The organism is Acinetobacter sp. TY1, from assembly GCF_048551395.1.
Taxonomy (GTDB): Bacteria; Pseudomonadota; Gammaproteobacteria; order Pseudomonadales; family Moraxellaceae; genus Acinetobacter.
In genome coordinates this window covers 23,700-37,939 of sequence record NZ_JBLYZK010000029.1, presented here as the reverse complement: position 1 = coordinate 37,939, position 14,240 = coordinate 23,700, and the positions used below count along the sequence as shown (strand labels likewise).

Sequence of the window (14,240 nt, the reverse complement as noted above, 5' to 3'; positions counted from 1 at the left end):
GATGGTAGCTACACAGCACAAGTACCACCAGGTACAGATGGCACAGTTAAAGTCGAAGTCCCTGCAGGTTCATACGACGACTTAACAGGTAACCCAGGCTTAATCGGAAAGGGAGAAGGCCCTGTTGATACGGTTGCACCAATTGTAAATCCAACGTCGGTCATCACAAATGAAGATCAGTCAGTGGTATTGAAATGGGCACACTTTGGTATAACAGATGCGAATACGACCAATGCGAACTTAATGGTGACCATTACTCATCTACCAACGGATGGAACGCTTTATTATACAAATGCTTCTGGTAATAAAGTGGCTATTACTAATGGTCAAAAGTTAACTTATGCTGATATTGACAGTGGAAAAGTCACATTTGAGCCTGATGCAAATGAAGCTTCAAATAATGCAGGTGATACTTATGCGGATGTTGGTTTTAGTGTATCTGATGGTAAACATACAACTGATGGTTCAATTGAAATAATCGTTGATGCTGTTGCAGACAAACCTAATCTCGGATTTGGATTGGTTGAGTGGGAACCAGCAACGGTTAACTTAAATATCAAAACTTGGTCTAATCTTAAAGAAGTAACAATTGGTGGTAAGAAACATACTTTGACTGGTGGTGGTTCAGGTGTGTCAGATGTAACTTTAAAAACAGTTTTTGAATATTTAACAAGTAATCAAGCAACGAATCCAGCTATAAGTGAAGGGAAAACGAATAGCTTATCAAATGGAAATGTACCAACTTATAATGGCGTAGCGATTGAGGGTTATGTTTATTTAGAAGCTGGACATACTTATCGATATCAAGGTAAAGCTGATGATAGTGGTTTATTAATCATTGGTAATAATGATCCTGCGTATGTATCTTGGGGTGGTTCATCGACAAGTGTGAATAAAGACTTTACTGTAACAGAATCAGGTTTTTATACATTTGATTTTTATATGCATAACCAATCAGGTGAGGGTAATTATGACTTCCAATTGAAAGATCTTGGTGGTGATAAAATTAGTTATTTCCCTGATTTAAAAACTGCAATTGATATGATGAATAAAGTTTATCAAGGTGAAAATTCATCTGTGGAATGGACTGTTTCGGACTTAATTCAAAAGGATGCAGCAGATAAAGATCAGTATGGCTTCCATCGTCCATATTTCAATTTAAGCGGCGAAGTAGGTAAAGACATTTCACTCGGTCTGTTATCTACTGGTTTAAATGATAAAGATGGTTCAGAAAGTCTTTCACTAGCATTTGAGGGACTCGTTGAGGGAATGCAAATTTATGCAATTGCTCAAGATGGAACACGTACCTTACTCGGTACAGCAGATGCGAATGGTATCTTGAAATTCAGTACGACAGATCTATCCATTAATGGTCAGTCGTTAGTTGCTGTAGCACCGAAAAACTATATTGTTAGTGGTGCTTCAGATACATTAGATGTCAAAGTTACTGCGACAGCAATTGAACAATCAAATGGTTCAGAAGCTTCTACGGAAACGGATTTTGATATTATTTTATATCCACCAACAGGTGTTGCAGCTAAAGCACTTTTAGCGATGCCTATTGAAGATGATAATATTATCTTTGATTTATTGAGTGATACAAATACAGGTGGAAATACACTACGTATAGAGGATAATTTTAGCGTAGGTTCTTATGCTCAAATTGATCTTTCAGCTTTACTTTCAGATGCAGCAACACTGAATAATTTAGGTGAGTATGTTTCTGTAAATTATGATGCCAATACAGATCAAGCTGTTATTTCAATTGACCGTGATGGAGCAGCATCTGCTTATCAGTCACAAGACTTATTGATCTTAACGCATCAAACAACAGATGTAACATTGAATGATTTATTGAAAAATAATCAGATTATTATCTAATTTTGATTTGATATAAATTGATGATAAAAAGCTCCTTAAGGGGCTTTTTATTTTGTGACATCCTTTTTTAGATCGTTTTTTAAGTTTTCAAACAAATGTTGGTTTAAGTATCTTTTCTGACAATAGCAAAAATAGCTAAGCCAATTCAATTTTTAGACTGATCTATTATTTTTAGATAAACACTGGGACAGTGATCACAATTAAAAAAGGATATAAAAATGGCACAAAAAAGTCAGACAGTGAAATATTCATCTCGATATAAAATAATGTTCACGACAGCATTTGCACTGTCAACAATAGCGGTCGTATCGCAAGCAGCACCTGTGCCTAAGTTAGATTTAACACTTTCGGCACATTCACAGGCAAAAATTAAGACCTTGATGAATGATCCAAAAATTTGGCAACAAATTCCGAAAGAAGTCACCCTTTGTGTTTATTCACCCGATGGCGCCAATGGTGAAGCCTTTGAACAGGCGACGAGTTATATCAGTGAGTTACCACGTATTGCACAAGTGGCAAAAGATTTCGGTGTCGATATGAAAATTACTCGACCATCGAAGTTACAAATGCACATCGATTTAAGTTATCCAAAACTGAAAAAAACGGCATCAACAGATATTAAGCTTAAAGTATATACCGATGAACGTGTGCTGACCGAAGATTTCCGTAGTAAGCGCTGTGATGGTGCAGGCATGCCCGTCAGTTCAATCCATTTGTGGGTAGTATTGATGCGATTGGTGCGGTGCAAAACTATAAACAATTGACCGCAGTGATGCAGGTCTTAGCACGTCCAGAATTCGATGCCAAAATGGTCAATAAAGACTATGAGGTGGTAGGGATTGTACCGTTAGGTGCAGCATATATTATGGTTAATGATCGTAAAATTGATACCTTATCGAAAGCTGCGGGCAAAAAAGTGGCGGTCATGAACTTTGATGGTACACAGAAAAAATTGGTACAGAATGTCGGTGCACAGCCCGTTTCAGTCGATTTACTGACTGTAGGCGGTAAATTTAACAATAAAGAAGTCGATATTATGGCAGGTCCATCTTTATTGTTTAAACCGCTTGAGTTGCATAAAGGCATGACCGATAAAAATGGCAATGTCGTGGGTGGAATTATTAAATTTCCGCTGATTCAAGTGACAGGTACTTTGATTATGCACCGCAATAAATTCCCAGCAGGCATGGGACCGATTGCACGTGAAATGATTTCTAAACAGTTAACTCCAGCATTTCAATTTGTTGATAAAATGGAAAAAGATATTCCTGCAAAATATTGGATGGATATTCGTGAAGCCGATAAACCGGGTTATATTAAAATCATGCGTGAAGCCCGTATTCAAATGACTAAAGAAGGGTTTTATGATCCTGCAATGATGAAAATTTTGAAAAAAATTCGTTGTAATCAAAATCCATCGAGCTTTGAATGTGCTTTGAATGATGAATAACACGGCTCTATAAAACACAAATTTCATCGATCAAAGCAAAATTAATGATGATTTGAAGGGATATTTGATGAAAATTGACATTCGTTTAACCCCATATTTTTAAGGAATTATGTGGCTTTTTATGAATCATATTTATGAAAATTCATGATTTGACGATATGCATAAGTGCGTGATTGATTTGCTGTAAGCATTGATTTAATTGTGACGGATCAATTTTTGATTCTTGTAAGGTCGTGAGCCACTGTATTTGACAGTGTTTCAAACATTTTGGCGTATTTGAATCTTTAATTTTTTGAATAAGTTGTTTTGCCATAAGTCCACAATGTTGTTGAAGTAAGTTAATCATTAAGTGCTGAATTTCATCGAATTTGAGCATGGAAAATTGCGAATGAAATTGGACATCTTTTAACGAAGAATTTTCTACATTTGGAAATGCATTTTTTTGAATGAGTTTAATCGGTTCAGGTTGTTCTATATCTAAAATGGGTAATGGTTCTTCCAAAGAAAGATTGAGTAAAGGGGAATTATTTTTTAAATTTAGCTGTGATGAACCTATTTGTTTATTGCTTGATAAATGTGGGTGAGTAATTAGCCCCATTGTTTCAAGTTGTTGTAATAATTCAGGGGTGGCAAGCTTTTGCTTTAAGTGCGAATTTAACAAGGTAAAATCACGCGTACCAATCAGAACCAATAAACGGCGTTGACGGGCATTTAGGTTCAAATTGCGTTCCCGCAATGCTTGTATGCCCATCGTTGTTTTTTGATAATGATCCATAGTCTGATTTATCCCTAGGGTTAAATCAGATGAGCTTAATGGGTAAAAATTACACTAGTATGAACTTTTTATTACAAATCAATATTTTAAAGTGTGACTAGGTTTGCGTTTTCTAAAGCCTTACGTAAATATGGGTCGAGTTCATCTTGGCGCATGAGCCACTGAATATAATCTTTTGGTAATTCTGCAATCGCGGTACCTTTATGTTTACCAAAAGTAATAGTACGTGGAATACGAGCATCTTCTGAAACAGCATAAAGTTCTTCAATGCTTTGAATATTTAAACGATGAATAATATGCATTAAAATATTAGCAGTTAAAATAATATCGGCATCGGCACGGTGAGCACCTTTCAGCATTTGGCGAGCTTTGTCACTGCCTTTACTAATCATATAAATTAGTGCAGAAATATTATGCGCTTCAGCATCAGGCCAAACCAATCGAGCAAGGGCTAAAGTACAAATGGCTTTAATGTGTGAAGTATCGATACCGCATTGTTGAATGGCACGTATATCGTAATCAATATTGTGACCGATGATATATTGGGTTTCAGTCGGTAATTCAAAACTCGAAAAATTTGGTTGATTCTCTAAGTCAGACTCTAAAATATGATGCACCGCCATTGAGCCCCAAGAGATTTTTTCATCTCCAATGCTATAAAACTGATCGAACATTTTTTCACGATCTAAACTGAGTTTGGCATTTTCAATTTCAATAGGTGCGTAGGCAATCTCGATGGGTAAACCATTTAGCGTATGGGTTTCGGTATCGAGAATAATGGCTTGCATGTAAATGTCCTAGAACGAAGCGAATGAATCGTTCTAATGTACAACTCAGCACGATGGGATTCAATCTTTTCCAATATTTGAGATATATTTAGGCTTTCAATAAGGTATATAAAAATGCTGATGCCTGAAAATGACGTAATATCAATGGGGGGAGATCATAGATTGGTTTTTGAAATATTTGTAAAAATGAACAAAATATCTTGCAGTAAAACAATATTTTGGGTAGTTTTTATACAAGAGTGCCGTAGTGCATTAAAAGCGAATCCATGAAAAATAACACCAATCAAGGACGATAAAATGAAAAAGCATTTACTAACGGTTTTACTTTCAGGTTCAGTATTATTACTTACAGCGTGTAATGATAGTAATGATCATGATGATTCATCAACACCACCGACCAATACATCTGATATCAATACCATTAAGAATCCTGTCGTGGGAACAACTGCGTATACCAAAACAGATATGTCAGCCATAGCAGGCGATAGTGTAGTAATGACCTATAAAATGAAAGGCATAAATGGTACAGAAGTACAAGCCAATGCCATGGTCTTTACACCACGTACCGCAGCGCCTGTAGGTGGTTGGCCGATTGTTGCTTGGGCACATGGAACAACAGGCGTAGCAGATATTTGTGCTCCGAGTCGTAATGAAATGAACGCAGCGATTCAAGGCATGATTGCTAAACTTTTGGCAGAAGGTTTTGTTGTTGTTGCACCTGATTATGAAGGCTTAGGTGAACCAAGTGGTAAAGAGATTCATCCATTTTTAAATGTGAAAAGTGAAGGTTATTCTATTACAGATGCGGTCGTTGCAACGCATCAATGGTTAGGTACAAAGGCATCTTCTAAGTGGATGTCGATTGGACATTCGCAAGGTGGGCAAGCTGCATTAGGTGCAGCACAATATGCGGCACGTGCCAATTTGAACTATAAGGGTACTGTTGCCGTTGCTCCTGCATCCAATTTAGGCATGATTTTACAAGGTGGTGAATTGTCTGTCATTGGTTCGACACCAGATATACAAATTCCTGTTTATGCTCAACTCGACACTTATACAGCACTCATTGCAGCAGGTCTTAAAAATCCACATCCATCGACAGATTATAGTCAGGTTTTCCAAAAACCAACTGATAAAATTGCTGCACAAGCTGAGTCTGTTTGTGCTGAAGATTTAGGTAATTTATTTGGTCAAGCGATGGGGCAATATGCTGCAATTAACAAGACGTTGACAGGCTATCCACGGACTGTACCAAATTTCCTCAGCTTACCTGTAGTGAAAACATTTATTGATACGGAATCAAAACCTTTGTCTGTACTTGTGACAACCCCAATTACGATTTATCAGGGTAGTGCAGATACGACTGTTCCGAAAGTGGCGACGGATACTTTAATTGGCGATGCGACAAAATTAGGTACAAAAATTAATTATATTCAAACTGCAGAGTGGAATCACAATACTGCCTATACACTTAATATTGATAATATAGTTTTTGATGCCAAAGAGATGTTGTCGAAGTAAGTTGCCATAATTTTATAAGCTTTTAGATTCAAAGAAGTTATATTCATTCAAATTCATATTTGACATTGTTTAATAAATAACGCATGTAATTATTACATGCGTTATTTTTATTTAAAACAGGAGAAACTTCATTCTGTTTAATCAGAAACTTCATGCTACAATACGCGCAATCTTAGCACGGCTTAAAAGCCCTAATTTCATAGGACCTCGCTAATGTTCGCCAATATCTCCGTTTCTGAATTTGATCCAGAAATTGCTCAGGCAATTGCTCAAGAAGATGCTCGCCAAGAAGCGCACATCGAACTTATTGCTTCTGAAAACTATTGCTCACCAGCAGTAATGGAAGCTCAAGGGTCAAAACTGACTAACAAATATGCAGAAGGTTATCCTGGCAAACGCTATTATGGCGGTTGTGAGTATGTTGATATCATTGAACAACTTGCAATTGACCGTGCTAAAGCACTTTTTGGTGCTGATTATGCAAACGTTCAGCCACACGCAGGTTCACAAGCAAACTCAGCAGTTTACTTAGCGCTTCTTAACCCTGGTGATACAGTACTTGGTATGAGCCTAGCTCACGGTGGTCACTTGACTCACGGTGCAAAAGTAAGCTTCTCTGGTAAAACATACAATGCAATTCAGTATGGCTTAAACCCAGAAACTGGCGAAATTGACTATGAAGAAGTTGAACGTTTAGCTGTAGAACATAAACCACGTATGATCGTGGCTGGTTTCTCTGCATACAGCCAAATTGTTGATTGGCAACGTTTCCGTGACATCGCAGATAAAGTTGGCGCTTACTTATTTGTAGATATGGCTCACGTTGCAGGTCTAGTTGCTGCTGGTGTATATCCAAGCCCAGTAAAAATTGCTGACGTAACAACAACGACTACACATAAAACACTTCGTGGTCCACGTTCAGGTTTAATCCTTGCAAAAGCAAACGAAGAAATCGAGAAAAAATTACAATCAGCTGTATTCCCAGGTAACCAAGGTGGTCCTTTGGTTCATGCGGTTGCTGCGAAAGCAATTTGCTTTAAAGAAGCAATGGCACCTGAATATAAAGCCTATCAAAAACAAGTTGTTATTAATGCTAAAGCAATGGCTGAAGTATTAATCGCTCGTGGTTACGATATTGTTTCTGGTGGTACAGAAAACCACTTGTTCCTCTTGTCTTTGATCAAACAAGATGTAACAGGTAAAGAAGCTGATGCTTGGTTAGGCGCTGCTCACATTACTGTGAACAAAAACTCAGTACCGAATGATCCACGTTCTCCATTTGTAACTTCAGGAATCCGTATTGGTACACCTGCAGTAACGACTCGTGGTTTCGGTGAAACTGAAGTGCGTGACTTGGCTGGTTGGATTGCAGATATCCTTGATGCGAAAGGTGATGAAGCAGTAATTAATACAGTGAAAGCGAAAGTTGAAACTGTATGTGCTAAATACCCAGTATACGCAAAATAAGTCAATGATTTGAGAAAGCTCCCTCAAGGGAGCTTTTTTTATAGATGAAGAAAAACAAAGATGATTACTCAATCTATAATTTTTCTGCTATAACAGAGCAATATCTATAATGAATGGTCGAATTTTGACACTTCATTAATAACATAAAATGCAAGGGAATCAGGTTGATGGCGAGTAAACCAAATATTATTATCTCTGAGCAAGATTTGCATCGTCTTGAAACGATGCTAGAGCATCAGACTGTACTAACACCGACTATGAAACATCTGGAAGATGAGTTGGCGCGTGCAGAAGTTGTTGAACCACAAAATGTTCCAACTGATGTCGTAACGATGAATGCAAAAGTATTGATTACCATTGCACCTGCAACAGAATCGACAGAAATCACTTTGGTTTATCCACACGATTTTAAAGGTGAGAAGGGGCAAGTGAATATTATTGCTCCGATTGGCGCTGCAATTTTAGGTTTATCAGAAGGGCAAGACATTGAGTGGCCACAGCCCGATGGTCATATGATGAAAGTAAAAATTGAAAAAGTGCTTTATCAGCCTGAACGTGAAGGCAACTATTTGTAAAATTTTAAATTTTTATAAAGCTCAAAATTAAATATATATATATTGAAATTGATCGGATTTAAAAAAGCCATCGGATGGATTATACGATGGCTTTTTTTATTTACTTTAACGATTAAAAACCACTCGTAGTACCTTTGCTTGGATATTTAAAGTCATATTGAATATTCAGTTCAAATTTCCGTTTGGGGTGTAATTGGATATTCCATTGGTTGATATTGGGTTGACCATTCCAAGATGTGGCAGGGGTTCAATACTATAACGAGTTTGTGCTGTAAGTTTACTATTTCGGCTTTGTGGTTCAGCTTCAAATACAGTTAAATCGACAGGATAATTATGCAAATTTTCAATGCTATAACTGTTTTTTTTTGCTGTGTTTCGGATTGAGAGCGGGCAGGATTTTGAATGTCATTTAAATCAGTAATGTTGACTTGAATCTGTTCATCTTGACCAAAACTCATTTGAACTGTATCTGCACTAGTATTTGACCAATTACGCTGTCCAATATAGTCGCCATCTCGATATAATTTAACGATGCCTGATGGCCAATTATTATCTAATTTTGGTATTTCAGCATTCAAAAATCGCTTGTAGACTTTGGCGTGGAATGGCCCAAATGGAAATTTTCGTCGTATATTGATTTGCACTCAGGGGTAGGAAAATTTGTTGACTACTACTATTAATTGAAGCTTTAGTTTCCGAGCGGAATTCAGTACTAAAATTTAAATCTGTTCCCTCAAATTGCGGAAATTGGGGGATTATTACTTTCATCTATTTGTTTGCTCATTCGAGCCATAATAGGTGCAGGTGCTGCTTCAACTATAGTTGTATTGCCATAATTACGTGAAGTTTCAGGCTGATAATAGTCAACCCACCATCCCATTGGTGTCATTTGTTGAGTATAACTTTTCGGCGTAGAAGGCGATAATGTTAATTTAACATTATTCCAATCTTCCCCTGTTTTTTGTGCAATCATTGCCATGCGAGTGAGTTTGACTTGCTTGGTTTGGCTATTAGTTCGGCTTTATACATTGGTTGCCAACGTGCATATAGCACCATATAGCTTAGTTTTATTTCACCTTTTTTGTGATGTATTGACATAAAACTTTAAACTGCGTTGATTAAATTGATGATCGCCAATATTGTTTAAATCTTACTGTAGCTCAGAAAGGCGTTGTTCTAATTCTACCTTTTCACTTTTAGCTCGATCAATAGCAACAAAAGTATCACACGCTTGTACAGGAATACTCCCTTCAATTTTTGCCATACTTGGGTAAAGCGTTACTTGTTGAATCGAGGATTCAGAAAGATTTAGTGCAAAACTATATTGTGTACTGAATATACTAAAACTTATTAAAATTAATGGAAGTTTTTCATTCTCATTACGCAGAACTTATATTTGAAATTAATTGAATAAAAGAGATTCTAAGGATAAATAAAGTACCTGTACAGATTGAAACTGAAGCTGTTATAAATCGCTTAATTATTATATTTAAAATGACTGAGTGAAATAGCCTAAAAATAATGCGCGATAACACATATAATCAATCATTTTTAAGTGATACAAAAAAGCCATCATTCCCGATGGCTCTTGTTTATTGAATTGCAGTACTGACTTGTAAATATTTTTGAAAGTAAACTTCTCTAATCTCTGCTTTTTGTTCAGTAGAGGTTGCTTTCTGAATTTTATTACGCATCTCATTACGTTCAGAAGAGCTCATTTGTTGCCACACTTCGCGCATTTTTTGCTTTTCCGTTTCAGGTAATTGGTTGAACCAATCCATACGTTGTTGTAGTGCAATAATTTGGGCTTCGGGAATTTCTTTTAAGTTCTGATAACGTTTAATCAGAGCACGCTGTTCATCTTCAGATAAAGATTCCCAACTTTCATTGGCAGAGGTATTTGCATCTTTAGAAAAAATCCAAAAACGTTCAAAACCTGCAAAACTAGTTTGTAAAAAGCTGATTGCACAAAAGGCTAAAACTAATTTTTTAGCTGCCATGAGATGCTTTATCCTCACCAAACGCCGTTAACATATCCAAATCCTCCATCATCTGTGGAGAGAGTTTTGGGTTCACAATTACATGTTGATTTTGTGGTTGTTCATTGGTATCAAAAACATTCGGCAAAACTACAAAACCTGTCAATGCTGCAGCCAAAGCAAAACCTGTCATTTTCCAAGCGCTGAAAAATGATGATGGTTTATCATGAATATGATCTAAAACATTGTGCATTACCACAGCTTTATTGCGATGATGTGAAGCAAGTTGGTCTAGTTTGGAAGTCACTTTTTTTGTGAAATCATCGTTATTCATCTGACGACCCTCCCATATTTGGATTTAAATGCGCTAAAGATGAGCGTAAACCTTGTATCGCTCGATGATAATGGGTTTTTACACTACCTTCCGAACAATCCATGATCTGTGCAGTCGTCTGAGTATCGAAACCTTCCCAAGCACGGAGCATAAAGGCTTGTTGTTGACGCACAGGTAAACGAGAAATGGCATCTTGAATTTCTTCGACAGCCAAAGCTTGATCTAAAAATTGTAATGGATTGGGGGTAGATTCATCCACGACATCCATAGCTTCTTCATCGTCACTGTCTAAGCTTACTTTACGAAACAGTGAAAAAGGTGAAGCTCGACGGGCTTCTTTACGACGCCAATCTTGTAATTTATTGGTTAAAATGGTGTAAAACAGGGGATACCATTCATCGGTACTTTTTTCTGCATAAGATTTATGAAGAGAAATAAAGGCTTCCTGTACTAAATCCATAGCAATGCCATTGTGACCCTGTGTTGCACTTTCCATCATCACCAAGGCACGACCTGTCACATCTTGCATGAAATACTTCAGGCGATGTTCCGCGGTACTCACTTGAGTGCTCGCTAGATCAGACTGTTTCTTTGGTGCTAAGTCCATAGAGATGGAAAATCCCGTCATGGGTTGCCCACCATTTTAATTAAGATCGTTGCCTATATAACGTTCTAAATACATGGTGGGTTGACATGGTTCAGTAATTATTTTTATCAGTTTAAATGATTTAACAACATTTGATATGTTTATTAAAATAAATTAACTAAATTATAGACGTTGACGTACCATTTCAAAGAAGCAGATTGAACCTGCAACCGCAACATTGAGTGATTCTTGTCCGCCTGGCTGTGGGATGCTGACAGCTTCAGCATATTTCATCGCAAAATCAGATACACCTTGACCTTCATTACCTAAAATCCATACGCATTGTTTACGTAGACTTTTGCTGTAAAGGCTTTCAGCTTCATGTGAACTAGTCACATATACAGGAATTTTAAATTGCTTAATAATGTCTTCAAGAACAACATTTTCATATGTATTTAACGAGAAATGTGCGCCCATACCTGCACGAAGTACACGAGGCGACCATAAAGATGCAGAGCCTTTAGTGCACACAATTTGATCAATGCCCGCAGCCGCAGCGGAACGTAAAAGTGTGCCAACATTGCCAGGATCTTGAATGTTTTCAAGAATAAGTGTGTCTTCTGTGAAGTTGAGTGCTTCTGTTGAATGAGGTAAGTCGACAATGGCTAAACAAGCGAGTGATGTGCCTAAAGTACTCAAATCTTTGTATAAAGATTCACTCAGTACAAAAACAATACCCGTATATTTTGAAAAAATTTCTTCAAAATCTGGATGGGAAAGTGCATGTTCAGTCGTGAAAATGGACTTGATTATACGATCTTTTTCAAGCCAAGCAAGGGTCAAATGTGTACCTTCAAGAACAGTTTGACCTTGTTTTTTACGATAGGTATTTTGTTCAATTAAAGCACGTAAGTGTTTAATTTTTGGGTTATCTCGAGATTCAAGAAAAATAGTAGGCATGGGAGTGTATCCATGAAAAGTAAGTTGGGGTTGTGCTATTGGCAACAACCCCAGAAATGGACTACTCCCTTAAAGCAAGAGAGTAAATAAGCGAAAATTAGTTGTGATAGCTTGTCACAAGCTCAACTTCATTTTTAGAACCGATAACGACAGGAACACGTTGATGAAGTTCTGTTGGTTGGATTTCTAAAATACGTACTCGACCTGTGCTTGATGCGCCACCTGCTTGTTCCATTAGCATACTCATTGGGTTTGCTTCATACATCAAACGGAGACGACCTGCTTTTTGCGGATCTTTGGTATCGTATGGATATAAGAAAATACCGCTACGGCATAGAATACGGTGAATATCACCCACCATACATGCCACCCAACGCATATTAAAATCTTTTTCACGTATAGACGTTTTACCTGCTTGAAGTTCTTCAATATAACGCTTTACAGGGGCTTCCCAATGACGTTGATTTGAAGCATTAATCGCATATTCTTTAGTGTCGGCAGCGACTTGAATGCTTTCAGAAGTCAGTAAAAATTCTTGAGTTTCAGGATCAAAAGTAAAGAATACTGTACCTGCACCAACAGTAAGTGCCATCATGGTTGATGGACCATAAAGAACATAACCAGCAGAAACTTGTTGAGTTCCCGCTTGCATGAAATCTTCGGCTTGTGTTACTGCATTTTTTGCAGGAAGAATTGAGAAAATTGTACCCACACACATGTTAATGTCAATGTTGCTTGAACCATCTAATGGATCAAATAAAACCAAGTATTTACCATTTTCTTGCGCAGGGGTAAATTCATCAAGCTCTTCAGATGCTAAACCACCCACATTTTTATTGATTTGTAATGCATCAATTAAATAATCATTTGAAATTACATCAAGTTTCTTTTGCTCTTCACCTTGCACATTTTCATGCTGTGCACTTCCTAATACACCCGCAAGTGCACCTTTTTGCAAAAGTTGATCAATCCGTTTGCAAGTATCTGCAATGGTTGCAATAACATCAGCAAGTTCTGGTGTCAGGTTCCCTTGTTGTTGTTCTAAGAATTGGGATAATGTGCGATATGACATATCAGAGGTGCTCCAAAAGCGATAAATTTCTAACAAATTAAAGAATCCGACCATTTTAGATGAGTTCGGCACAAAATAAAAATCATCCTGTGTTATTTGTCGCGATTTTACACTTGAAAGTCTTTTTTAACGTGCTATGTTAAATATTAAAACAACCATTTATGGGAGTACTACAATGACAACAGCAAAGTTTGAAGCGACTCCAACTGCAAGTGAAGGTATTGATTTAAAAGATATCAGTGCGGAAAATGTTAAGGATGCATGGAAAGAATACCAAGCAAAACCTGAGTTTAAAGAGTTCAATAAACATGATTTGATTGATTCGATGGTGCTTCCTAAACAGGAAGTTACAGAAAAATCTACGAATTAGTTGAAAACTAATCAATATGAAAATTGAAAGTTTTTTACTTGGATATTTTTACAGTATTTAGATATTTAACGTTATAAATTTTGAGAAAAATATGTCGATTCAAAATCCAATTATCTTGTCGCATTCCTTTTTAGCCGATATGTATCAAGATTCTTATTTTCCTAAGCACTTAGTAGATCAACTGAAACAAACTTTATTGGATTTATGTCAACAAATTGAAGCACAAAAACCACAAAATTTAGATGCGTTATATATATTTACACATGTGGCGACAGAACACATCAATGTTCTACAAGATGCTTTTGATGAAGCGGAAAGCGAAATTGAAACAGTGGCAAGAGAAAGTATAGGTTCAGATATTTATTTTATTGCACAAAGTTATGGTTTTGTTGACGCAGATCAAGAGGAGTTAATTTCACCTCGTGATTGGTAAATTGAAAAATAGAAGATTGAAAATCATACTGCAATCACTGTAAAAAATA

15 protein-coding genes and 2 pseudogenes are annotated in these 14,240 nt (G+C 36.9%); 7 read left to right on the top strand and 10 right to left on the bottom strand.

Annotated features, from left to right (window positions below; genetic code table 11):
- Both ACK2M2_RS13915 and ACK2M2_RS13910 read left to right on the top strand, forming a co-directional pair.
- The coding region (locus ACK2M2_RS13915) for a cadherin-like domain-containing protein (protein WP_419349409.1) at positions 1-1,881 on the top strand (1,881 nt) is incomplete at its 5' end.
- Positions 1,882-2,147: 266 nt separating this feature from the next.
- A pseudogene (locus ACK2M2_RS13910) lies at positions 2,148-3,331 on the top strand (putative solute-binding protein).
- A 142-nt stretch (positions 3,332-3,473) separates the two neighbouring features.
- Here ACK2M2_RS13910 and ACK2M2_RS13905 read toward each other — a convergent pair.
- Together ACK2M2_RS13905 and ACK2M2_RS13900 are read right to left on the bottom strand one after the other, a co-directional pair.
- On the bottom strand, positions 3,474-4,106 hold the full coding sequence (locus ACK2M2_RS13905) for a hypothetical protein (protein WP_419349408.1): 633 nt from the start codon (positions 4,104-4,106) through the stop codon (positions 3,474-3,476).
- Positions 4,107-4,192: 86 nt separating this feature from the next.
- Positions 4,193-4,894, bottom strand: coding sequence for a putative quorum-sensing-regulated virulence factor (locus ACK2M2_RS13900; protein ID WP_419349406.1), 702 nt, complete (start codon positions 4,892-4,894; stop codon positions 4,193-4,195).
- 297 nt (positions 4,895-5,191) lie between these two features.
- On the opposite strand from ACK2M2_RS13900, the gene ACK2M2_RS13895 reads away from it, so the two are divergent.
- From ACK2M2_RS13895 to rnk, 3 genes are all read left to right on the top strand, one after another.
- The gene (locus ACK2M2_RS13895) at positions 5,192-6,415 is read left to right on the top strand and encodes a lipase family protein (RefSeq protein ID WP_419349404.1); all 1,224 of its coding nucleotides are present in this window, start codon (positions 5,192-5,194) and stop codon (positions 6,413-6,415) included.
- Between the two features lie 213 nt (positions 6,416-6,628).
- Positions 6,629-7,882: a serine hydroxymethyltransferase gene (gene glyA / locus ACK2M2_RS13890; RefSeq protein WP_409512893.1), complete on the top strand. Its 1,254-nt coding sequence runs from the start codon at positions 6,629-6,631 to the stop codon at positions 7,880-7,882.
- 167 nt (positions 7,883-8,049) lie between these two features.
- Positions 8,050-8,457 carry a nucleoside diphosphate kinase regulator gene (rnk, locus tag ACK2M2_RS13885; RefSeq protein ID WP_409512894.1) on the top strand — a complete coding sequence of 136 codons (408 nt, stop codon included), beginning with the start codon at positions 8,050-8,052 and terminating at the stop codon, positions 8,455-8,457.
- A gap of 165 nt (positions 8,458-8,622) precedes the next feature.
- On the opposite strand, the gene ACK2M2_RS13880 is transcribed toward rnk, so the two are convergent.
- The 8 genes and pseudogenes from ACK2M2_RS13880 to ACK2M2_RS13845 all read right to left on the bottom strand — a co-directional run bounded on the left by ACK2M2_RS13880 (position 8,623) and on the right by ACK2M2_RS13845 (position 13,388).
- Positions 8,623-8,796 (bottom strand): hypothetical protein, encoded by a 174-nt coding sequence (locus ACK2M2_RS13880; protein ID WP_419349402.1) that lies wholly within the window; start codon positions 8,794-8,796, stop codon positions 8,623-8,625.
- Complete coding sequence (locus ACK2M2_RS13875) at positions 8,772-9,035, bottom strand: hypothetical protein (RefSeq protein WP_419349400.1); 264 nt, start codon at positions 9,033-9,035, stop codon at positions 8,772-8,774. Before ACK2M2_RS13875 ends, ACK2M2_RS13880 begins: the two co-directional genes overlap by 25 nt.
- A gap of 155 nt (positions 9,036-9,190) precedes the next feature.
- Positions 9,191-9,463, bottom strand: a pseudogene (locus ACK2M2_RS13870) (DUF4139 domain-containing protein); the annotation flags it as partial.
- 586 nt (positions 9,464-10,049) lie between these two features.
- Positions 10,050-10,457, bottom strand: coding sequence for a DUF3106 domain-containing protein (locus ACK2M2_RS13865; protein ID WP_419349398.1), 408 nt, complete (start codon positions 10,455-10,457; stop codon positions 10,050-10,052).
- Positions 10,447-10,770: a hypothetical protein gene (locus ACK2M2_RS13860; protein WP_419349397.1), complete on the bottom strand. Its 324-nt coding sequence runs from the start codon at positions 10,768-10,770 to the stop codon at positions 10,447-10,449. Before ACK2M2_RS13860 ends, ACK2M2_RS13865 begins: the two co-directional genes overlap by 11 nt.
- Positions 10,763-11,377, bottom strand: a complete 615-nt coding sequence (locus ACK2M2_RS13855; RefSeq protein ID WP_409512908.1) for an RNA polymerase sigma factor — start codon at positions 11,375-11,377, stop codon at positions 10,763-10,765. The genes ACK2M2_RS13860 and ACK2M2_RS13855 overlap by 8 nt, the downstream gene beginning before the upstream one ends.
- 162 nt (positions 11,378-11,539) lie before the next feature.
- On the bottom strand, positions 11,540-12,316 hold the full coding sequence (locus ACK2M2_RS13850) for a TrmH family RNA methyltransferase (RefSeq protein ID WP_409512900.1): 777 nt from the start codon (positions 12,314-12,316) through the stop codon (positions 11,540-11,542).
- A 97-nt stretch (positions 12,317-12,413) separates the two neighbouring features.
- Positions 12,414-13,388, bottom strand: a complete 975-nt coding sequence (locus ACK2M2_RS13845; protein ID WP_409512901.1) for a class 1 fructose-bisphosphatase — start codon at positions 13,386-13,388, stop codon at positions 12,414-12,416.
- Between the two features lie 175 nt (positions 13,389-13,563).
- On the opposite strand from ACK2M2_RS13845, the gene ACK2M2_RS13840 reads away from it, so the two are divergent.
- Positions 13,564-13,758, top strand: a complete 195-nt coding sequence (locus ACK2M2_RS13840; RefSeq protein WP_419349395.1) for an NF038105 family protein — start codon at positions 13,564-13,566, stop codon at positions 13,756-13,758.
- 91 nt (positions 13,759-13,849) lie between these two features.
- Complete coding sequence (locus ACK2M2_RS13835; RefSeq protein WP_419349393.1) at positions 13,850-14,191, top strand: DUF5713 family protein; 342 nt, start codon at positions 13,850-13,852, stop codon at positions 14,189-14,191.
- The last annotated feature ends 49 nt before the right edge of the window (positions 14,192-14,240 follow it).

Coding starts and splice junctions, on each gene's coding strand:
- ACK2M2_RS13860 (WP_419349397.1), bottom strand. CDS start 10,770: ATGAATAACGATGATTTCACAAAAAAAGTGACTTCCAAACTAGACCAA.
- ACK2M2_RS13905 (WP_419349408.1), bottom strand. CDS start 4,106: ATGGATCATTATCAAAAAACAACGATGGGCATACAAGCATTGCGGGAA.
- ACK2M2_RS13865 (WP_419349398.1), bottom strand. CDS start 10,457: ATGGCAGCTAAAAAATTAGTTTTAGCCTTTTGTGCAATCAGCTTTTTA.
- ACK2M2_RS13850 (WP_409512900.1), bottom strand. CDS start 12,316: ATGCCTACTATTTTTCTTGAATCTCGAGATAACCCAAAAATTAAACAC.
- ACK2M2_RS13895 (WP_419349404.1), top strand. CDS start 5,192: ATGAAAAAGCATTTACTAACGGTTTTACTTTCAGGTTCAGTATTATTA.
- ACK2M2_RS13855 (WP_409512908.1), bottom strand. CDS start 11,377: ATGGACTTAGCACCAAAGAAACAGTCTGATCTAGCGAGCACTCAAGTG.
- ACK2M2_RS13900 (WP_419349406.1), bottom strand. CDS start 4,894: ATGCAAGCCATTATTCTCGATACCGAAACCCATACGCTAAATGGTTTA.
- glyA (WP_409512893.1), top strand. CDS start 6,629: ATGTTCGCCAATATCTCCGTTTCTGAATTTGATCCAGAAATTGCTCAG.
- ACK2M2_RS13840 (WP_419349395.1), top strand. CDS start 13,564: ATGACAACAGCAAAGTTTGAAGCGACTCCAACTGCAAGTGAAGGTATT.
- ACK2M2_RS13835 (WP_419349393.1), top strand. CDS start 13,850: ATGTCGATTCAAAATCCAATTATCTTGTCGCATTCCTTTTTAGCCGAT.
- rnk (WP_409512894.1), top strand. CDS start 8,050: ATGGCGAGTAAACCAAATATTATTATCTCTGAGCAAGATTTGCATCGT.
- ACK2M2_RS13845 (WP_409512901.1), bottom strand. CDS start 13,388: ATGTCATATCGCACATTATCCCAATTCTTAGAACAACAACAAGGGAAC.